This is a genomic window from Paenibacillus algorifonticola (assembly GCF_000971975.1).
GTDB classification, from domain to species: Bacteria; Bacillota; Bacilli; order Paenibacillales; family Paenibacillaceae; genus Pristimantibacillus; species Pristimantibacillus algorifonticola.
This window is the reverse complement of record NZ_LAQO01000017.1, coordinates 126,576-148,594: the sequence shown is the minus strand read 5'-3', so window position 1 is coordinate 148,594 and position 22,019 is coordinate 126,576. Positions and strand designations below refer to the sequence as shown.

15 protein-coding genes are annotated in these 22,019 nt (G+C 48.1%); 2 read left to right on the top strand and 13 right to left on the bottom strand.

Going from position 1 to position 22,019, the window contains the following annotated elements; genetic code table 11:
- Positions 1-30 precede the first annotated feature (30 nt).
- Positions 31-2,337 (bottom strand): glycoside hydrolase family 127 protein, encoded by a 2,307-nt coding sequence (locus tag WH37_RS21785; RefSeq protein ID WP_046232740.1) that lies wholly within the window; start codon positions 2,335-2,337, stop codon positions 31-33.
- Positions 2,338-2,470: 133 nt separating this feature from the next.
- Between WH37_RS21785 and WH37_RS21780 the strand changes: the two genes are divergently transcribed.
- Together WH37_RS21780 and WH37_RS21775 are read left to right on the top strand one after the other, a co-directional pair.
- Entirely contained in the window at positions 2,471-3,235 is a 765-nt protein-coding gene (locus tag WH37_RS21780) for a helix-turn-helix transcriptional regulator (protein WP_082110948.1), read from the top strand.
- Between the two features lie 49 nt (positions 3,236-3,284).
- Positions 3,285-3,935, top strand: coding sequence for a pentapeptide repeat-containing protein (locus tag WH37_RS21775; RefSeq protein ID WP_197091392.1), 651 nt, complete (start codon positions 3,285-3,287; stop codon positions 3,933-3,935).
- Between the two features lie 89 nt (positions 3,936-4,024).
- Here the strand turns inward: WH37_RS21775 and WH37_RS21770 are convergent, their stop codons facing one another.
- The 12 genes from WH37_RS21770 to WH37_RS21710 form a co-directional block, all read right to left on the bottom strand.
- Positions 4,025-5,446: a hypothetical protein gene (locus WH37_RS21770; protein ID WP_046232738.1), complete on the bottom strand. Its 1,422-nt coding sequence runs from the start codon at positions 5,444-5,446 to the stop codon at positions 4,025-4,027.
- Between the two features lie 24 nt (positions 5,447-5,470).
- Entirely contained in the window at positions 5,471-6,241 is a 771-nt protein-coding gene (locus tag WH37_RS21765; protein ID WP_046232737.1) for a DODA-type extradiol aromatic ring-opening family dioxygenase, read from the bottom strand.
- The gene (locus WH37_RS21760) at positions 6,238-6,891 is read right to left on the bottom strand and encodes an alpha/beta hydrolase (RefSeq protein WP_046232736.1); all 654 of its coding nucleotides are present in this window, start codon (positions 6,889-6,891) and stop codon (positions 6,238-6,240) included. The genes WH37_RS21765 and WH37_RS21760 overlap by 4 nt, the downstream gene beginning before the upstream one ends.
- 175 nt (positions 6,892-7,066) lie before the next feature.
- Complete coding sequence (locus WH37_RS33875) at positions 7,067-9,061, bottom strand: S-layer homology domain-containing protein (RefSeq protein ID WP_177217978.1); 1,995 nt, start codon at positions 9,059-9,061, stop codon at positions 7,067-7,069.
- A gap of 189 nt (positions 9,062-9,250) precedes the next feature.
- Positions 9,251-9,802 carry a signal peptidase I gene (gene lepB / locus WH37_RS21750; protein ID WP_046232735.1) on the bottom strand — a complete coding sequence of 184 codons (552 nt, stop codon included), beginning with the start codon at positions 9,800-9,802 and terminating at the stop codon, positions 9,251-9,253.
- 558 nt (positions 9,803-10,360) lie between these two features.
- Positions 10,361-11,197, bottom strand: coding sequence for an alpha/beta fold hydrolase (locus WH37_RS21745; protein WP_046232734.1), 837 nt, complete (start codon positions 11,195-11,197; stop codon positions 10,361-10,363).
- Between the two features lie 189 nt (positions 11,198-11,386).
- A complete protein-coding gene (locus WH37_RS21740) occupies positions 11,387-12,073 on the bottom strand; it encodes a hypothetical protein (RefSeq protein ID WP_046232733.1) in 687 nt (228 codons plus the stop codon).
- Between the two features lie 238 nt (positions 12,074-12,311).
- A complete protein-coding gene (locus WH37_RS21735) occupies positions 12,312-15,485 on the bottom strand; it encodes a hypothetical protein (protein WP_046232732.1) in 3,174 nt (1,057 codons plus the stop codon).
- Between the two features lie 259 nt (positions 15,486-15,744).
- Complete coding sequence (locus WH37_RS33870) at positions 15,745-19,161, bottom strand: RCC1 domain-containing protein (protein WP_052737137.1); 3,417 nt, start codon at positions 19,159-19,161, stop codon at positions 15,745-15,747.
- Between the two features lie 214 nt (positions 19,162-19,375).
- Complete coding sequence (locus WH37_RS21720; RefSeq protein WP_046232731.1) at positions 19,376-20,170, bottom strand: ABC transporter permease; 795 nt, start codon at positions 20,168-20,170, stop codon at positions 19,376-19,378.
- 18 nt (positions 20,171-20,188) lie between these two features.
- Positions 20,189-20,977, bottom strand: coding sequence for an ABC transporter permease (locus tag WH37_RS21715; protein ID WP_046232730.1), 789 nt, complete (start codon positions 20,975-20,977; stop codon positions 20,189-20,191).
- Positions 20,978-20,989: 12 nt separating this feature from the next.
- Positions 20,990-21,997 carry an ABC transporter ATP-binding protein gene (locus tag WH37_RS21710; RefSeq protein WP_046232729.1) on the bottom strand — a complete coding sequence of 336 codons (1,008 nt, stop codon included), beginning with the start codon at positions 21,995-21,997 and terminating at the stop codon, positions 20,990-20,992.
- Positions 21,998-22,019 lie beyond the last annotated feature (22 nt).

The window sequence follows — 22,019 nt, the reverse complement described above, 5'->3', positions numbered from 1 at the left end:
AATGCTTTTGTGCCTTTTTGTGCCGCAGCCCTATGGGCTGACTATCACGCTTGTCGTTCTAACTCCCGCAACCCGGCCCGCGCAGCTCGCAGGCGACTTTGCTTTAAACGTGACAATGACACTGTTTTTCTCTCGTGTAAGCGGCTCTGCTATTTCGTAAGTCACATAAAAAATATGGCCGATTTTGTTGCAATGAATCGTCTGCTCCCCGACGATCTCGCCATCGACCAGCACCTCAAACTCCCGATTATATGCCACACCTTCATGCTCGAACCGGAAATGATCTCCGCCCCAATAAGCTACGCAAAGATGATTTTTCTTCGCGCCATCAACTGCAAGTCGGTAGCTGAAGTACGCATCGCTGACGCCAAACGCTTCTCTCCACATATGCAGTTTGTTCTGATTGTCCGTGAACGACCCGTTATAGAGACTCGTTAAGCAGTTGCCTTGAAGCTGATGCCCAATTTCATCCTGCTGCCCATCTGGCTGCACGCTATCAATGGTCACCTTATTCAGCTCCTGCTCAAAGGCGTCTCCCTCATCATTCAAATTCCAATACAGCGTATAAAACTCGTGATGCAGCGCGTAAAAAGGAACGAGCGTGGCCCCTTTTCCATCGGAGGTCACTTCTTTCGCGATTTCAAACGTTAGCGTATCGGCGTTCTGCAGCCTGATAAAGTCGGATAGGTCCTCACTTTCCGTCCATAACACAGGCACGTCCGCCGTCTTCATGCTTAACGCGGTTTCATCCACGATCGTATCCTCTGGAAGACCCTCATTGCCAAACTTGCCCGCAAGCACGATTGGCCCATAAAGAAAGGCGACTTTGCTTGCGCTATCCTTGGCGGTGTACTTTCTCAGTGCCATTGGCAGCGTGAGAATGATCTGGTTCCCCTTGCTCCATGTGCCACTGATGGTCAAGTATCCGGCTTGATTTTCAACATATTTGCGCTCGCCGTTCACGACCGCCACCAGCTCTCCCGACAGCCAGGATGGCACGCGCAATTTAAGATTAGCCTCTGCCGTTCCCTCGGTAATAACAAGCTTCACAGTGTCTGAATAGGGAAAGCTTGTTTCCTGCCTGATGACTAGCCCTTTGGCTTTCCATTCCAGCTGGGATGCCATATATAAATTCACATACAGATCATCCTGATTTTCAAAATAAATCGCCTCGGCATATTTCCCCGGGTTTTCCATGCCTGTTCCGGTGCAGCACCACCAAGCGGAGTCGTGGGTGCCGTAAATTTTGAAATGGCCCGGCAGCGTCGAAGCAAAATAAGTTTTATTGCCCGTATGCGGGTCCTGGGTGCCGAGGATGTGATTGTACAAGGCATTTTCATAATAATCCATATACGCGCTGTTTTGCTCCCAGCTAAACAAATATTGGGTCAGCACCAGCATATTATGCGTAAAGCAGGACTCCGCCGATTTAATGCCCAAGCTTTCCATATCCATCGCTTCAAAATGCTCCGAGAGGCTGCTCCCTCCAAAAACATAGGAGCGTCTGCCGGCCACCGTATGCCAGAAAAACTCAGCAGCCGTGCGATAGCTTGTAAAATCCTTGTTCTGTTCATAAATTTCGGCCACACCGATGACCTTCGGAATTTGCGTATTGGCATGCTTGCCCTGCAGCTCGTCCCGCTCCTGCTCCAGCGGCGAAATGATGGCTTTATGCGTAAATTGAACCGCTGCTTCCATATAGACGGCTTGTCCTGTGAGGCCATACAGCTGCGCAAACACTTCATTCATGCCGCCATGCTCACATTCCAGCATATGCTGCGTCTGCTCCTCCGACATTTGCGTGAGTCCATCGACTGCCCAATCGGCAAAGGCTTTGACAACATGCAGAGCCTCCTCATTTCCCGTCAGTGTGTAAGCATCGATTAAGCCCTGATAAATTTTATGCACGCTATACCATGGCACCCAATACCCATTCATACTAAAACCGCCAATCTCCGTTCCTTTAATCACTTCGATAAAAGGGGTTTCGACCAAGCCTCCAACATATCCGCTCCCTGTCGCTGCTTGAATGCCTGCAAGCTCCGATACGGCATAATCCAGCTTCTCTTTTAACGCCTCATGGCCTGTTGCCTGATAGGTGACGGCAAGTGCCGACATATAATGCCCGAGCGAATGCCCGCTGATCGTTCTGGCTTCCCAGCCTTCGTACCGCGGCTGCTTGGGCACCAAGCCATGCGCCTCATAACACGGGGCGAGGAAGCGGTCGATAACAAGCGCGTGCAGGTACCGCTCGCCAACCTCTTGTGACGTTTTAAAAAGGCCGTCCAGCAGCTTTACGTCGCTTTGGCTGACGAAGCCCTGATTTATTTTTGCCATATTTATGAGTCCTCCCTAGACCTAAAATCAGCTATTTGCTATTCATTGCGAACCATTCATGATAGTATCTTATCAAATCAAATTCGAAATAATTAGGCTCATAATCGAAGAAAAGGTGGATAAATCAGTCTATATGAATAAAAAGCTGAGTCACTACTTATGCGGTAAATTCATATCCGAAGGCAACTGGTCGCACATGAAACGAAATGCGCTGCATTATGAGATCATTATGATGCTGGAAGGACAGATGTATATCGCTGAGGAAGAGCGGGAATATGTCGTCCGCCCAGGCGATATGCTCCTGCTTCGGCCGGGCATGACTCATTTCGGGTATCGGAAAAGCGAGTCTCCTGTCAGCTTTTATTGGGTGCATTACGGTACGAAGGCGGAGCAGTATCGGAGCTATCCGACCCATGTGCCGATTGATGGGCCTTCGACGATTAATCAGCTGTTTAAGCAGCTGCTGCATGTTTCTTCTTTTTCGGCTGAGGAGGCTAATGCCGCGTTGTTATTATTATTGAATGAGCTAACGCGGACGATTGACCAGCAAAATCATGCCCCACACGCCATCGTCGATAACATTTGCAGGTGGATTGATGCCCATTTGCATCTGGACATTAATGTCCGTAAAATTGCAGAGGTATTCAACTTTAATAAGGATTACATCTCCAAGGTTGTGAAAAGGGAGAAAGGGATGGGCATTAAAGCTTATATTTTGACGCAGCGAATCAGTCGGGCGAAGCTGAAGCTTCTGAACACGAATTTGAGCGTGAAGGAAATTGCTGGCGAATGCGGTTTTTCCGATTATAAGCTGTTTCTGCGAACATTCAAGCATTACGAGGGCATGACGCCTAGTGATTATCGCAATATTTTATACTCGACACCGTTGAATATTTAGAAGTTGGAAGAGGACAAGCGACATGGAAGAAGTTTAGGAGATGATCGTATTGAGTAAAAAGAAGAAAACGATGGCGATTGAGGCGCCGATCCTGCCGATCGAGCTTCCTGTGCTGGAGCGGACCGAGCTGCAATCTCATGCTTTTTTTGAAATGGGCATTATTCAGGATTGCGTATGGGATGGGCAGCAGGCTCGCAAGGTGATTTTCGACAAAATTATTTTCAAAAATGTTACGTTTACCGAAACCGCGCTGAATGAGGTCGAGCTGACGGATGTGATTTTCGACAAATGTGATTTGTCGAATGCCGATTTTAGCGATGCGATTATCCACCGAACCGTGTTCAAAAACTGCAAAATGATCGGCATCAATTTGACCGGCGCTACGCTGCGAAACATGGTCTGGAAGGATAATTTGGCCGATTACGCCAATTTCAGAATGTCTGATATGAAGCAGGTATCGCTCCAGGACAGCTCGATGGACAAAAGTGATTTCAGCTTTGCAAAGCTGCAAAAACTTGAGCTTTTCCAATGCCAAATCGACCAGGCCCAATTTTCAAATACGAAGCTGGCTGGCCTTGATTTAAGCACCTGCGAATTTAATGGGATTGCCGTAGCCCCCGAGGATTTGAAGGATTGCATCATTTCCCGGGAGCAGGCGTATGTGTTTGTAGCGCTGTTTGGGCTGATTTTGAAGGAGTAGCAGCTCCGTTATTCTATTTCAAGCATTATTTCTATCCATATTGCCATTATAAAATCAAAAGGGCATCCCCCAAGGGTGCCCTTTTTCATTCAAATCATCATTAAATACAATAAGAGGGCCACCCCCATAACGGCGGCAAAAATATAATTCGGCCTCGCCAGCTCGAAAACCGACTTGTTGAACAGCCCAGTCAGCAGATTGTTCACCGCAGAAGCGGGAGAAATCGGATTGGACAGCCCCCAGCTTCCGAGCAGCAAAATGGCGAAATAAATCGGGCTGATCTGCACCGCTGCCGGATCTATGCTTGTTGCCAGAATCGTTATCAGCACAATTGGATGAAGGCCAATTAATGAGGTTGAAGCAATTATAACGATTGTGAAAATCGAGAACGATACTGCAAGGGGGAGCGGTATATGCCCGAGCAGGGAGGGAATGACATTCCCAAAGCCTGTAGCGCTGATCGATCCGCTGAAAAAGCCTGCGGCTAAAAACAGCGTAATCTCCTTTTGCAAAGCGGGCAGCGTGATGGTTAAATGATTCGACAATCCCTGCCGGAATGTCGGCAGCTCGCCTTTTGCGAAGCACCACAATAGTGGAAACACAATAGCGCTCATGCAGGTGATCAGCACCATGGGCAAATCAATCAGCTGCTCCAACAGAAGGATCGCCGCCGTCGCCAGCAGCAAATAGACGCCGAGACCAATCGGAAAGGAAGCCCCTCTTCCGTTTTCCTTCTCCCTGCCTTGGCCCTTCTGACTCTCGACCGCTTCCGTGGCCTCCTGACCCCACTCTCCTGCTTCCGCTGCTGCAAGCTCGCTTACCTCATCCTTTGCTCGCAGCTGCTTGAAGTCCACTGCCAGGCTCACCAGCAAACTGATCAGTGACAGCCCGATTAAATAGGGCACCAGCGAAGACCAGTTCAGCTTGAGCGCAGAGGTGACAAGCGCCATCGCGGCAAAATAGGGCGACCAGCAAATCGCACCCCCGAAGCCGCGATTCAAGGCATTCGCCAGCAGCCCGGATAAGCGCCCTGAACGCGGCTTAACGAACACCAAATGATAGACGACGGGAATAGACCCGACGTTAATAAACCCGCCCATTATGTGCGTCATAAGCTGCGTACCGATGAACAGGGCTGTACTGCTGCGCATGCGCGTTTCATAGAACCGCTTCAGTGCGGCAACATAATCCGGCAGACGCACTGGAATGCCGAATAAGGGGGCAAATACGAATAAGGTAACCAACGTCGCGTTCATGCTTGCGGCTTTGAACCAATAAGCGGCGTCCGCTTGCTGCACCAGCATCAGGACGACTCCGCCGGCCATAAAAAAAAGAGTCAGCCATAGAGCTACTCCCTCAAGCTTAGGCAGCAGCAGGAGCACCGCCAAAAAGGAAAGTCCGCCCAGTACATAAACAAGCGGCCCCCAATGTGTAAACTGCTGTAAAATAAAAACGGCAGCGAGAGCGAAAATAACCGCTCTGTCGATCACTGCCTTTGTTCCAACCGTCATGAATTTCGCCTTCTCTTCTGCTTTCTAGTCGAACTTCCAACAGCTTAAGCTTAAATTGCCGTACTGGTAGCTGCGGTGAAGCAAGGTTGCTTGACGCAGCTCATCGCCCGAACCCATAGCCAGCAGAAGCGGGATAAAATGCTCGCTCGTCGGCACAGCTTCCTGCGCAAAGGGAGCCAGCTCCCTATAGTTGAAAAGCGCCGGGAGATCCCATGCCTCAAGCTTGCTCTGCAGCCAATTATCGAATGATTCCGCCCATTCGTCAATCCCCTCAGACTGCCAATTCAGCTTCCTGAGATTATGGACGGTTCCGCCGCTTCCAATAATCAGCACATCCTGCTCTCTAAGCGCAGCTAATGCCTTGCCGATTTCGTATTGCTGCTCATTGTTCAAATAGCGGTTAACCGAAAGCGCGACAACAGGAATATCCGCATCCGGATAAATAAGCTTGAGTACAGCCCAAGCGCCGTGATCAAGCCCTCTTTCCTCATCCAGCACACTTGGAATGCCATGTTCAGCGAACAAGGCTTGAATGTCCTCACTGAGCTGCCGCTTACCTGCGGCCGGATACGTCATCCGGTACAGCTCATCTTGAAAACCAGAAAAATCATATATCGTGCTGTACGATGGAGCAGCGCCCACTGTCTGTACCGTCTGCTCCCAATGGGCAGAAAAAAGGACAATCGCTTTCGGCTTTGGCGTCTGCTCCTTAAAGCTTTTCAATAAAGCCGTATAGCCATTATTCTCTAATACAATGGACGGCGCGCCATGCGCGAAAAAATAAGCTGGCATCATTGTGTTTGTTCCCCCTTGTCATTAGTTAACCATGCTAGAAAATCCCGCTGATTTTCTTCCGATACGCCATGGTCAGTCGGATACGTCTTAAAGGTCATACGCGGCGTCAGCGCTTGAAAATAATCCGCTGTCTCGTGTCCAATCCGAATCGGAAACACGGAATCAAATTCCCCATGCGATACAAAAACCGAGACGCCTGTCAGCGCTTGCAGCACATATTCGTTTTTGACGAACTCCGGCACATAGCCGTTCAACGCGACAATGCCTTTCAACTTGTTCCCCATCGTAAGCGCCAGCGTCATCGATAAAATCGCACCTTGGCTAAAGCCCAGCAAATAACGCTGGCTCGCATCAATCGGGTATTTTTCCGTCGCATAAGCAATAAATGCTTCAAGCTGCTGCACAGCCTGGTCAAAAATGTCCCGAATCGGGTTGCCGAGGCTCTTCAGCTCATAATATTGATAGCCGGTGCCCAGTCTAAGGTCCCCTCGGATATTAATGATGATGAAATGGTCCGCCAAGGGCGCTACAAGCCCATGCATGTTTGCCTCATTCGAGCCTTTTCCATGAAGGGTGAAAATAACAGGATATGTTTTGCCTGCACCCGCATGCTCCGGCAGGTGAACGTCATAATGATAAGCGGGGTTCATAGTGGCCCTCCTCAAATATTAGTAATAGAAATTAAAGTTCTGTATTACAAATATAAAGCGAAGCTACGGCTTTGGTCAACAGGAAAATCGCTGCGCCCACTTTTTACGCATGCAAACAGCGCGTGCTGATCGGGGATCGGCACGCGCTGTTTGATTTCTATTTTTGATAATCGGACTACAATGTTTCCAGAAGCGCTTTAAGCTCAGGATTCAATTGCAAAACATGCAGCACCATCGTCAAAGCTTCCGCACGGGACGCTTGGTTATTCGGCTGGAACGTTCCGTCGCCAGCTCTACTGACGATTCCGGCTGCCGCCGCTTTTTCAATTTGCTCCTTATTCCACACTTGATTAATGTCGGTGAAAGCAGGCGCATCTGCTGTATTTACACTGTCGAGATTGATAATTTTAGCAAGGATTGCGATAATTTCAGCGCGGTTAATTTCCTGATTCGGCTTGAATGTGCCGTCCTTGTAGCCCGAAATCACGCCGGAAGCCTGCAGGCTTCCAATCGCTGCTTCCGCCCAGTGGCCCGAAACGTCGCTGAGTTCGCTGTCGCCTGAGGCAGGGCCAGTTATGCCAAACACCTTGGAAATGATGGTCGCAAATTCGGCGCGGGTAATGCTTGCATTCGGACGGAAGGCATTGTTCTCATACCCGTTAACGATGCCCAGCTTAACAAAAACGTCAACCGTCTTATTCGCCCAGTGGGAGCCGGTATCCGTAAATTGAACGGTTGTTGGATTAGCTTTAACTTCCTCCACTTGCTTCGTAAGGTCAGTGACAACCTGAACGATCTTAACCACTTTATCGTTGAACTTTATTTGAGGTGCTGGTACCGATGTTGGTGTCGGCACTGGCGTTGCTGTAGGAGTTGCTGTCGCTGCAGGCGTAGTCGAAGATCCGCCTCCGCCTCCACTGTTTCCGCTTCCAGCAGGTGTCTGAACAGTGATGGCTTTCGTGCCGATAACAGCCGAACCATCCAAAGCCTCAGCTTTAACGGTCACCGTTCCTACGGATATTCCTGTCAATAAGCCGCTTGCGTTAATGGAAGCGGAACCTGTACCATTTTCAACCGACCAGACGATCGATTTGTCCGCAGCATCCACAGGTGCAAGTTCTGCTGCCAATTGGATTGTGCCGCCAGTCTGAACAACAGATTCCCCCGTTAACGCTATGGACGAGACCAGAACAGGAGGCGGTGTTGGCGTCGCTGTCGGTTCTGGTGTCGGGGTTGGCGTTGGTGTCGGCGTTGCAGGCACATTTATCGTTATGTCCATGCTTCCTACAATACCGGTGCCGTCAACGGCAGTTGCTTTCGCTGTAACTGTTCCGGCCGATACGGCCGTCAACAGTCCGTCTGCATCAATCGTCGCTGAGCCTGTACCGTCCACAACAGACCAGACAACCGCTGGATTAGCCGCATCGACTGGAAGGACTGCCGCATTTAATGCTAAAGACTGACCCACATCAACCGAATCGACACCTCCAGTACCACTGACCTGAATATCTGTTACGACATGAAAAAAGTTGTCCGTAATCAATTTCGCACCCGAATACAAAGCTAAATGTGTCGAAGTCAAAGGAACATTAACATCGTTATTTTTAATTAAAAACGTCACGAGTCCGTTAATTGTATTAGAGGACATCCCTCCAGCTGTTGTATCACTTGAGTCACGGTCAGTATCCATATCAAGAAAAACTAAATTCGGATTGCTTGTCTGAATAAATACTTCTGTCCGTCCCGTCACGAGCGTATCATTCGCATCATAAACAGAAAAAGTGACACTTGTATAATCCGGATAATCGACATCCGCATGCGGCGGCTCAGCCAGAGCAACATAATCTACAGCCTCTGTCGGTTTATGCATGCTAATGTCTGTTAACGTTACGGATTGGCTGGAATATGAACGAGCGGGAATCCAGTTAACCTGACCGTCAGTCACATATCCACCCATCATAGTTTTTTCGAAATAGGTATTTACGGTTACCGATGTTGCCCCTGCGTTAACATCAGGCACCTGTGTGACCGTTCCATCGGAATAGCGTATAAATACATGCTCCGAAGCATCTGGCAACCCATTATTGTAGTAGACCGTTACGGAACTGCTCGAGGCGATACAACCGCTTAACAAAGCGAGAGACAAAGTTAAAATCAAACCCAATTTCATTATTGAACCTTTTTTCATTGCTTTCCCTCATTCCTTATCATCTTATAAATGCCCATTAGCACTAGTATAGCTCTTGCCAATGACAGGAAAATGACAAGGACTTGGGCAACACAAAGAACCCTCACTCTGAGGGCTCTTTAGGGTTACGTTATGGACGCTATGCGATTAGGAAGAGGATCTATTGAGAAATTAAGGAAACTTTTTAACGCCCATGACATGATCGAGCGGAATAAATCCGATATCCCTGCTGTCACTGCTATGATTGCGGTTGTCGCCCATGACGAAAATATGCCCTTCCGGAACAGTCCATTGTTGATCTGAAACAAAATTCATCGTTTCATTCAGATAAGGCTCGTCCAGCGCTACACCGTTGCGATAGGTTTTATGATCCTTAAACTCCAGCACATCGCCGGGTTTGCCGAGCACCCTTTTCACATAAAACACGGCGTTGTCATTTGTATTGTTTTTCATAAAAAGCTGAAGCAGCGGGTGCTCCAAGAGATCATCTGTCAAATCCCGTTCCCTATTCACCCGGCTATCGATTACGACCACATCGCCATATTCCGGGAGCTTGGACAACGTATGAGAGATTTTCGATACGTAAATCCGCTCCTTATCCTGCAAAGTCGGGTCCATAGAATGGCCGTCAACCCTATAGGGCTGAATAACAAATACGCCAATAATTAATGAAAGTACAACTGCTATACCGAAAGTGCTGACCCAGCTGCCAATCTCCTTCAAGGTTTTCGTTTTGATAACGCCATCCTCCTCTTTTAAATACTCACTAAATTATACCATTTGCTCTACTACATTAAAACATAAAGCAAGGCAGCTTCATGCTTTTCGTTTCATGGGTCTGCTCCCTGTACAAAGATAAATTTTGCGGACACAGCAGACCCTATTTGAATAGAATCACGGGTTATGGCACAGGCTGCGGACTCAGGAGCCGCTAATGCGCTGCAAATGGCCATTTTGACGAGATGATGAGGGGTATAACGGATTTCCTGTCCGCTTACGGCCTGAAATCGGATCAAAAGCCAGAATAGCGGAATTTCAGTCCTTCAAAATAGGGATGGGCGTCCCGAGCTGCGGGATTTCGGCAACAATCGCAGGCCGCGGTTCACCAGCCTTGAAGACCCAGATGAGATTGGCCTCGAATAAGCGCTAAGCAAGGCGCAGCAGGAGGGCTCCCGTTTGCATACACACCCTAACCTTCATATAAAAAACCGCTGGCAACCTGCCAAGAGCAAGCTCTTATACTGGCTGGTTTTCAGCGGTTTTTGTTTGTTAGACCGTATTCTACCCGTTTAGAAACGCAATTAGGGCTTTATTGAATGCCTCGGGATGCGTCGCATTCACGCCATGCGGACCGCCTTTAATTAAAGCAAACCTGCTGCCTGCAATGGCTTCGTGTGAACGTTTTCCGCTTACCTCGAATGGCACAATCGCATCCGAATCGCCGTGGATAATGAGCGTCGGCACATTTATTTTTGCTAAATCATCACGGAAATCCGTGCGCCCAAACGCTTTGATGCAATCCAGCATCCCCTTCGGCGAGGCGAAGGCGGCAATATCGCGGTTGTACAAGCGGGCTGGCTCACTTACCAAATCCGACTTGTCCCCAGCGGCGAAAAAGTTTTTAGTAAATCCATCAAGGAAGGCCAGGCGGTCTTGCTTTACACCGTCCTCGAACTCTTTAATCAGGGCATCGTCGACACCGCCATCTGGATTGCCCTCGGTTTTATATAGGAATGGCGGGACAGCTGCCGCCAAGACGGCTTTTTGAACCCGATCCGTTCCATATTTGCCAATGTAGCGGGCGACCTCGCCTCCACCCATTGAGAACCCTACGAGAGCAGCCTCTTTCAAATCAAGATGTTCAAGCAGTGTGTGCAAATCAGCAGCAAAGGTATCATAATCATAGCCTTCCCAAGGCTGAGAGGATTGTCCAAATCCGCGGCGGTCATAGGTAATGACACGATAACCAGCATCGATCAGCGCCGGCACCTGATACTCCCATGAACGTCCGCTCAGCGGCCAGCCGTGAATGAGCACCACCGGTTTTCCAGCACCCCGATCCTCATAAAAAAGCTCTATCGGCACGTTATTCTCCGATCCAACCGTTACTTTTGTCATGTGAAGCACCCCTTCCAAGTTTGGATCACAACCTTGCAGGCAGCTCTCTTCGTTTTAACTAGTTAGTGAAATTACACACTGCGAGCCGTTGCTGCAATATTATTCCCCTTAAAGAGGACAAACCAAACAAAGTGAAGGCCACACAGCCAGTTATGATCATACACTTCCATGATCTGCCGCAGCTCTTTCTTACGGAGTCCATTGATCATGAATAATGCCAACAAGTGCGCGATCGTCCCCTATTTTCTCGAACACGAGACGCAGGCTGCGCCAGTCCATCCCCTCAACTGCCGGATCGATACCGTCGATATAATATTCCACGAAGTCATAGCTTTCCTTAGGGTACACTTCGTTCAGATTATTGACCGTTGTGCTTTTCCCCTGCCCTTCGTTTAGCGAGATTGTGCCATCCTTTACAAAGTCCGCATCATAGACAAACTGTTTATAATAATCCGCATAGGTCAAATGAATCGGCTCGCCTGATCCAGCGGACGTACCCCAGACGTATGTTTTGGAATCCTCCATTAAACCGTTTAGCGTGTCTTGCTTAAAGACAAGGTCTGCTTCTATGTCAACGTAAGCATACGGTGAAAATCGGATCCCCTTCTTTGCATGCACCCAAGCTGCAACTGTTTGCATATCACCTCTCTTAATCGCCTTCATGACGGTTGCTGCCGCTTCCCGCGCTGTCGGAGGCTGCCCCTCCACAGGTTCCTCCTCCTGCTCTTGCTCTTGGGGCTGTTCAACTGTCGGCTGGACTTGAGGTGCCGCTGTCTCCTCCGGCTTCGGCACCGTATTTGGCGTGCCTGTACAGGCTGTCACCATGAGCATTATTGCAACCAAGACCATCAATCCTAGCTTTCTGACATTATACATAAGCTCACTCCTCTACAATTTTTTTGTGCATGCGCTCCATCCTCATGAACGGATTTTCACCTGAAAATGTTGCCATTACAACGACGCCCTTCATTGCCGTGTTACATCCTATTATTACCCCTTTTTTTGATTATGCCCTTCACAGGAAAAAAAAGAGCCCGTTCATCACTGAACTGGCCCCAACTATAAATCATAAGTTATAAGTCATCTATTCTTTAATTTCATTTATTAATGCAGCCTACAGCTCAATTACCGTATATATGATTTCCTGCTCTGAATTTGGCGCTATCGCATGCGCCTCGTGATCCGGCGACTCCCAAATAGGCTTGGCAGCCATTTTATAGCTTTGCAATTTCTCTGTTGTCCGTCGTACGGCATAAGCCTCCGCCTTGCCTTCAACGACCATCTCAATCCTGTTGACATTGTTCAGGTTGACACCTTCGTTAATAGACATGCCGGCCAAATCAACAGTAGGGACCTTGATGGACCAGACGGATAACAGCCCCGGCATAATTCGGGTGCGTCCATCTCCTACTACGCCGCCTGCCATAAAGCTGATCTTCTCTCCTTCAGGCTGAAGGCTCACCTCATATTGGTATAAGCCGTTACTGCTTTTATGAATAAAATCGTGTCGCTTAGCTTCCCGATCAAGGAAGGTCGAAGAGCCGGATTGCGTATAATCAATATACACTTCCCCATCCGTATCGCGTACTCCAGGCAGTACAATTCGGCAGCCGCTAACCATCATATGCGCTTTTCCGGCGATTTTGCTCCGGATGAGATTATTGTCAAGCGATAGCGAGAAAACAGCCGCATCTCCTGCGCGTAGAGCCGCAAACTGCTCCGGGAAAGTTTCCTCCTTAAAAATAAACTTAATATTTTCAAATGGCTGAATGGCACTTTCCGAGGCATTAAGCATATTTTTCAGCTTGACCACCGCATCGGCATGGATACCGCTCAGCTCCGCGATATGGCTATCTTTGATTTTCGGGAAGCGCTCCTCTCCCAAGGTCATATAGCGGAATGCCTGATATTCCTGATACAGGAAGTCAATCAAGGCAAGTCTAGCCTGACTGAAGCGTTCGAAAATATAATTATGGAACAGCGGCAGGCTTGCATCCATGCCGTCTCCCAGGTTTTGGCGCAAACGATCCTCATTGGCATGAAGCTCGATCAGTTCGGCCGACAGCTTCTCGTCCTCCAGGAAATACGCACTGTAGGCTGACGATTTATTCTGATAATCCTCGACAACATTAAGGAATTCATAAAATGCCTTCCGGTATTCCCCCGCTTTTTCGGGAACCTTGCTGTAAACCGGCTTCAGCATTTCCTCAAAGTCCTCCCGTGACATCGTCATCAGCGTCGTATTATATCCGAAATCATCTTGTGCTTTGTTCATCTGCTTCGTCAAATCGATCAAGCCTCCGCCCTTCTCCCACAGCGCACGGCCGGCTGCCGCAGTCTTCTTGACCGAGTCCAGCGATTTGGACAGCTCCTTTTCCTTCTCTTTCTTTTCCTTCTTAATTGTTTTATCGCTTTTAAACGCTTCGTCTATGACAATCGTCTTGCCCTCAGATGCCAGATTACTAATCGCCGATGCCAAAGCGCTGCCCGCTCTGAGCGATCCAACTACAGGAGCCACACCCGTGGCCAAAGCAACGCATGTAACAATTATATCTACCGTTATCTTCAGCGACTCCATACGCAGCTCGTTTTTCAACGCCTCGACAAACGCAGTCGCTTTCGTTTGCAGCTCCTCTCCTTTGCTGTTTACATCCTTCAGCATCGCGTCGATATTATGCTTAAGCTCGTCTCTCTCTTTAACGAGAAATTCTCTGTGTTTCTTAATTTCCACTGCTTTGTCCGAGGATTGAGCTAGGGCGTCCTTTATGACCCGTACCCGGCTGTCCTGGTTGCCCTGCACGCTTAAATAATCCTTATATAAATCCTCCGCTTGCTGGGCCGCCGTTATTAAGTTGCCGCCAAGCTCCAAATAACGGTCGAACGGCATGAGTGGAACCCAGTTCCAAGGATGCCCGAAATAATCAAGCCCTTGGCTGAGCTGAGCGATCAGAATAGCAGCTTTGTTGCGCAGGGCCAGCCACTGAAGCGAAACCTCCAGCATGCGGCTTTTGAAATCTTCAAACCGATGCGCCTGATCATCCTGCACCTCATGCAGCACCGCGTAGCGAAGCTCTTCAAACCAATCTGCATTCGGCATCGTTTTAAGCAGCCAACTCAGAAGAACTGCCGCTTCTTCCAAACGCTCCTCGCTCGAAGCCAGATAAGCAATGCTGGCTTTGTGCAGCGTAAGGCTTTTCTGCTCCAGGGATCCCATCAGCCGCTGATCGAAAACGAGCAGTTTGGAAGCGTCTGACCGATGAACCACATCAAAGCTGCCGAAGAAATCGGTATAATCAATAGGCGCAGGTCTGCCATCACTATTCATTCCGCAGCGTCCCGGCCTGCCGTCTGCTGCAGCTGCCTTATACTCGCCATCTTTGCCGTTTGTTCCGTCTATCCCGTCTTTTGCCCTATCCGTCTCACTGCGGACATAATAAGAGGTGGGGATTCCTCTACTATTAGATACCGGCGCAATCTTCTTATAATAATACCAGCCACCTTGGCCGCCCTTTCCGCCACTTGCCCCCTTGCCCGGGGTTGCCTGCTCACCGGCCTTGCCCGCCTCGCTCTCCATCGTAATGTAGTGCTCATTGGCGGAGATGACGTAGCCGACAACAATATCCCCTCCGTTGCCGCCATTTCCAGATGCTCCAGCATTCCCGCCTTCGCCTCCGTTGCCGCCGTCGCTGCCTGGCGTTGGATCGTCGTCAAAGAAAAGATTAATCTGGTAGTCTGTTCCTTTAATTCCATTGCAACCTATGCCTCCGTTGCCGCCATTCTCCCCGCGCCCGCCTTGGCCGCCGTTAGCGATCAGCTTCAATTCGCCCTTCAGCTCAAAACGCTCTGCCGCCAATGTAATAGCGCCGCCATTATAGCCATCTGAACCATATCTGCCATCAGCACCGTCCGAGCCCAATTGGCCCGGTTTGGCTCCTCCTGTACCCTCTTTAGCATGGTCAGTCTCAGTAAAGTTGATTGCGGGTTTTTCGCCAGATGCATTGATGACAGCCTCTCCCTCAGAGGAGATTATACGGGCATTAATTGTAATATCTCTTCCCTTTGTTTTAAGCTCACCCAATAGGCAAACGGTATCCGCATGAATGACATAATTGCATTGATCGCTTAAATATTCAGAAGTCAAAGTAAAATCAGCAGCCGTTAAATAAATCGTATCGCCCTTCTTGCCACGCTGAACATTCGAATACTTCAATTGATTGGCCAGCCATTCTTGCTCCGTGCCCTGCTGCGCCAGTCTATTCTCACCGATATCATTTTCTTTCGTCGGCATTCCCTTCGCCTCCTGTATTTTCCTCATATAATAGCGAAAAACCAGATTCCTTTCATTTTCCTAACCACTTTATTCCTGTAAAAGCTTGTAAGCTTTCACTAAATTCATCATATCAAACCGCTCTGAACGGATTATGAACCATATTCTCCCTGCAAGCTGTTTACTGAAAATTGAATGAAGCAGAAGAGCAGCCCTGCACAGGATATAAAAAAAACAGGCTGCCACGGGGCAGCCTGCTGTTTTATTTTCTTTTTACTTTTTATGGTGCAAACAGCAAATTCAAATGATTAACGATTCCAGGAGTGTAGCGCTCACCGCTGCCGCCTTCACCAAGCATGCCATCGTAACCGTCACCCCAAGCCCATAAGCTGCCATCTGCTTTTAGAGCATATGTTGTATTGCTGCCCCCTCCGTTGATCGCGATGACATTAGAAATGCCACCAACAATGCCAGGAGTGTTTGTATCATTGGTATGGCCAAAACCTAATTTGCCGCTTTGGTTACTGCCCCATGCGTATACATTTCCATCTTCATCTTGTGCAAAAGATTGATAATTCCCTGCACCAAGTAGAGTGATTTTTGGTAGATCTTCAAGTTCAACTGGAACCAATTGATTGTCATTCGTTCCGTTGCCCACTTGGCCCATTTGGTTAAAGCCCCAAGCATATACGCTTCCTGTCACGCTTAATGCTAGAGCATGCTGATTGCCCATCTTCATGGAAACGATATTAGTTAGTCCCGATACTTGAACCGGAACATTGCTGCTTGTTGTCGTACCGTTGCCAAGCTGTCCGTTTGTATTGTCGCCCCAAGCCCAGACGGTTCCGTCAGCTTTTAGAGCGTAGGAGGAAGCGTATCTAGCCTGGATTTCGAGCACATGATCCAAGCCTTCTACTTGAGCAAGCGGTGAATAATCTCCCCATGTCCATACGGTTCCATCACTTTTCAACACAAGTGAGTTAGTGCCACCTTCTGCTGAAATAGCAATAGCATGATCAATCCCGTTCACTTTAGCTGGTGTATTGCTTGAGCCCCTGCCCCATTGCCATACGTCCCCTTTCGAAGTTAGAATCAGGGAATGGCCAAAACCAGCTTGTACCGCAATGATATCGCTTGGCAAGTTAGGTACTGTAAATCGGTTAGGGGAAGCTGTCGTCGTCCCATCGCCAATTTGCCCATTCCAGTTAGCTCCCCATGTGAGCACTTGGCCCATCGCGTCCAGCACTACGGCATGGTTCGACCCTAATGAGAAATGATTTTGCGGTAAAATAGCAATAGCATTCACTACATACTCCAGTTCCTCAGAGTCCAGACTCGCTTCCCGCATTGAATCTGCTGCATGTGCGGTTATCGTATGTGTTCCCGGCGCTAAAGCATTCAGTGCAAGCGTCAGAGTATCCGTTGTTGCCGTGCCCGAGGCTAGAATTGTCGTTCCATCTGTGTCGTAAACCGTTACCACGCTGCCAACAGTCAGTTCGCCAATCGTAATCATTGGCAAGTGGTTCGAATACGAACCGTCTACTGAAATAACAGGCTGCCCCATTACGTTTTCTTGACTTACAGCCTTCGCTGCCTGTCCTGTTGTAGGAGCCGCTGTATTTTTCGGCGTCACTTCAAAAGTAATATATTTGCCAGCATCTTCGCTGCCAAGCACATACGTTAAGCTTGTAGCTCCATCAATTGCCGTATAATTCATGGTCTGTTCGTAGTCATCCGAGCGATACCACTGATAGGTTGTTCCTTCCTCTGCATCCCCATCGGCATCCCAATAGTAATAATCCCCTGTTAACGTTTGGCCTACTGCAAGTACACCTGTAACTTGAACTCCTTCTACGTATGGAGCAACGGGAGCGTTTTTCACTGCGCCCGTAATTGCACTTTTAACCGTATCTCCAATTGTTGGCTCTGCTGCATTCGCTGGTGTAACCTCGAAGGTGATATAATACCCCGCATCTTCCTCGCTCAACACATAGGTTGAGTCATTTGCTCCTTCAATTTGCGTATAGTTCGATCCATTCTCATCTTCCGAACGATACCATTCGTAAGTTGTTCCATCTTCCAAGTCGCCATCTACATCTTGGTAAGTGTAGTTGCCCGTTAGCGTTTCACCAACAGTCGCTGTCCCGCTAATAAAAACATCAAATGCCGTTGGAGCCTGTGGCGCTGGTGTTGGTTCCGGCGTTGCTGTTGCCGTCGGTTCCGGCGTTGCCGTTGCGCTTGGCTCCGGCGTCGCCGTTGGTTCTGGCGTTGCAGTAGCCGTCGGCGTTGCACTTGGTGTCGGTGTTGCGCTTGGTGTCGGCGTTGCGCTTGGCGTCGGTGTTGCTGTCGATGGTGGAGTTGTTGACGATCCCGTTGTTCCAGACCCTGCTGGTGCCGGGGTAGCTGGCGGATTTTCAAAAGTCGTTCCTACTCCTCCTGTATTAATGGTAGCCAGTACGATTGTACCTTGACCTAACATTTTTACGACCGTATCCAGGACAAGCGAGTTGACCCTGCTGCCTTGACCAAGATTAACCGTCGAGCCTGTTGCTCCTGAATTGACATTCAACTGCTGAACAGTGCCTGTCGGCAGATCCACTTGAATTTGCTGAGCGCTGACATTGACCGTGTTGAACGAGCCTTGCAGGGTTACTTTCGCGCCTGCTGGCAGTGCTGTATTAACGTTTACGTTGCCAAAGCCCGCTGCTGAGCCAGATTCCTGAATAATGGCAGGGGAATTGATCATAACAAGCGCAACGGTTGTTGAGCCTTCCGACACAATACGCACGGTTCCCGTCCCCGATTTTTTGTCGATAACAATATCAATCAGCACCGAGTCGTTAAAATGGATACTGTTCTCGCCGCCGCCTTGAACGGTTACCGTTCCCGTTACTTTAACGTTGTTTAAGAACGCATCACCGTTGCCGATGCCTTCGCCCAATAACAGGTCGCCATTAATGACCATGTTTTGCAGTGTCACGCTTCCTGCGCTAACAACGACGTCTTTATTAACCGTCTCAACTCCGGTAGCTGGACCATAAGTTCCCGCCGTGTCATAAACGATCGCTTGCGACTCCATTGCCCGGTTCAGCGTTACTACCGCTTCTGCGCGAGTAATAAAGGCTGCCGGTTTGAACGTATTGTCTGCGCTGTAGCCCTTCATAATTTCTTCAGCCACGACTGCGCCAATCGCATCCTTGCTCCAGCTCGCAAACTGATTCGCATCTGTGAATGCTGCTGCCGAATCACCGGATGCCGGATTGATTTTCAGCAGACGGATGACAATTACCGCAGCCTCTTGACGGCTAATCGGCTTGAAGGCTCCGATTGTTCCATCCGCATAGCCGGAAATGTAGCCTGCTTTTACCGCTTTCGCGATATCTGCATAAGCCCAGTTTGTAGATGGTACATCACTAAACGAAATTTCCGTTTGCTCGGTAAAACCGAATGCACGATTGACCAGTGTTATAAATTCAGCTCTTGTAATTTGATTTTCCGGCTTAAAGCTGCCGTCCTCATAGCCCGTAATCAAACCCTTGCTGATCCACTCTGAAACTTGGCTTTGCGCCCAATGTCCCTCAATATCCGCTGGAGCAGCTACTGCCGTAGTGGCACCAAATGCCATGCCAAACGACGACAATAATAGACATGCTGCAACGGCTGAAGATACGAGCTTTTTGACTAGTTTGTTCTTCACGATAGGCCTCCTAATAATTCTCGTTCACTATTGATTGGTTCTTTATTCCTACTAATAAATAAGTATAACTCTACCCAATGACAGCAAAATGACAAACTCCGACAAGGAGCGTTGTTGCCGTTAAACGAGCAAAAGCAGCCTCCCCGGTTGAGGAAGGACTGCTTTTGCTCGTTTCATGGTATGTGTTAATACAAACGTAATCATGGACAATAACTTAGCCGCCGGCACCTTGATACTTGTTCGCACCATACATCCAAAATCTATAGCCTGCCCAATAACAAAGGGGACCGATAAGTGGCACCATCCACATTGCCCACTGTGGCAAAAGGGTGGCATCATTAGATAAAAGGAATGCAGCCGGATAAAAACTAACAAATGCGAGTGGTACAGCGACGGTAAGCAATAACTGAATAAACGTTCCGAATATCGGCAAAGGGTACGCAATAAAATCTTTTAATCTAAAAAACAGTGTGAACATAAAATTAGTTCTAATCCATATAAAAGAAACAGCACCGATGATGGTGAGGATTCCAGCATAAATCATAGCACCGCTGACAACGACTAGTATTAAGTAGATGTACTCGCTCAACGTCCATTGCATATTCAACTTCGAGATGGACCAAATCAAAACAGAACCAGAGATTAAAATATGTGCGATGTACCCTAAGTTGAAGCCTCTGCTTACTAAGTATAGATAGGGATTTACAGGTTTTATAAGCAAAATATCAAACGTACCCTGTTTAACCTGGCTTTCCAATTCACGCATCTGTACAAAAGAAAAGGATGCCCCTAGTGCATACGTAAAGAGACCAATACTATACAAAAGGGCTATCTCAGGCCAAGTCCAACCAGCTATCGTGTTAAACCTTTGGATAAACAACCAGATTACAATATAGTCTCCTGCATATGCGATGATTTGAGCAAAAGCGGAAAGTATGAAATCAGCCCGATACTCCATTCTTTCTTTTAATAATAAACGAACTAGCTTGCCAAACAACTGCAGTGTCATGAATTTCCGCCTTCCTCTTTATCCGCCCTGCACAACTAAGCGACGCACGGCTCTAGTCCAAAGCCATTGAACGAGGACAAGTAATCCAACGATCCATCCTACCCCCATGGCAAATACCTGCCATAGTTCAGTTTCCGTTATATTGCCTAGATATATGGCCGCTGGGACATAACCCATATACTGAAATGGCAGCATTTTCGCTACAGAAGCCCATGATGGGGGGAAAAACCAAATTGGCAAAAAAGAGCCAGAGAAGATAGTGATTAGGCCTCCCATCATCCAACTAAGAGCAAAATGATTCATAAACCAAAACGCGAGTAAAGAGATCAAATAACCAAGAAGGAACGAAATAATAAGAGCTAGAATCAGTGCCAATAAAAAAGCGAAAAAATGGGTTAATGTCGCAGGTGGGAGTATTCCGAAAAACAGCCCTGCTATCAGGAGAGACGGCGCAGCAGTGAAGGCTAGTTGATAGAGCGAATTGCCTAGCCCGTCAAAAAGCAAATATAACGGGTACGATAGCGGCTTAATTAATTCAGAGGCAATCCCTCCCGATTTTAAGCTTCCATCTACTTTACTGCTTACACCATTTAACAACAGGGCAAAAAGCAGCGTATTGATAATACTGTATGTAATCATTTGTTCGGCCTTAATGCCCGCTACACTGCCGTTTCCAATAACGGCTCGCCAGATTTCAACCTGGATCAGAATCGTGACAAAGTTGCCCAGTAAACGGAGCCAAACTTCCGAACGGTAAGCTAACTGGTTAGAAAAAGCTTTCATTGTGAACATAAGATACATTCTCATTACTAACCCACCTTAACCAATTTGGCGTTTTAAATCCGCTTCCGCCAGTTGTTGATATAGCCGACGGATAACAGAATCGATATCCGCACTTTCAATTGAAGCGTCCTCAACTGGATACTTAGCCGCAATTCGACTCACAAGATCAAATACGCTTGCATCACTTTTTGCAAATGAATAGGTTCGTCTTAGCCCTTCCTCTTGAAGCAATGTTATTCCTGGCATATCTATTAAACCTGGTTCTTCCCGAAAATCAATGACAACTTGGCGCTCATTCCCTAGTCTGTTGCGGAGCTCTACAACAGACCCGTCATAAACGACGCTCCCTTTATTCACCACAATCATTCTCGGACATATTTCCTCTATATCTTTCATATCGTGTGTCGTTAAAACGATGGTTACTCTTTTATCACGATTTACAGTACGCAAAAACTGCCGAATTTGGTCCTTGGCGATCACGTCGAGACCGATTGTAGGCTCGTCAAGAAACAGAATTTTGGGTTCATGTAAGAGCGCCATTGCAATTTCGACGCGCATCCGCTGCCCTAGACTTAACTGTCTAACGGGTTTTTGAATAAAATCCTTGATGGCTAGCAATTCAACGCAAAATTCCAAATTCTTTTCAAATGTTATCGGAGGTATCTTATAAATGTACTTATGTAGATCAAAGGAGTCCTTAACCGGAAGGTCCCACCATAGTTGACTTCGCTGCCCGAAGACCACTCCAATTTGCCGGGAGTTATCTTTACGTGCCTGATGAGGCACGCTACCAAGTACACGCAGCTCTCCAACAGTAGGTACCAAAATTCCGGTCATCATCTTAATCATTGTTGATTTCCCCGCACCGTTAGGGCCCAAATAACCTACCGCTTCGCCTTCTTTAATGGAAAAACTAAGATTGCGAACTGCCGTTTCTTCTATATACTCACGCGTAAATAAACTCCTAACGGAACCAATGAGCCCCGGGAATCTTCTATACTGACGATAAGTTTTGGTGATATCATTTACAGAAATAATATCCATACCACAATTACGCCCCCATTTT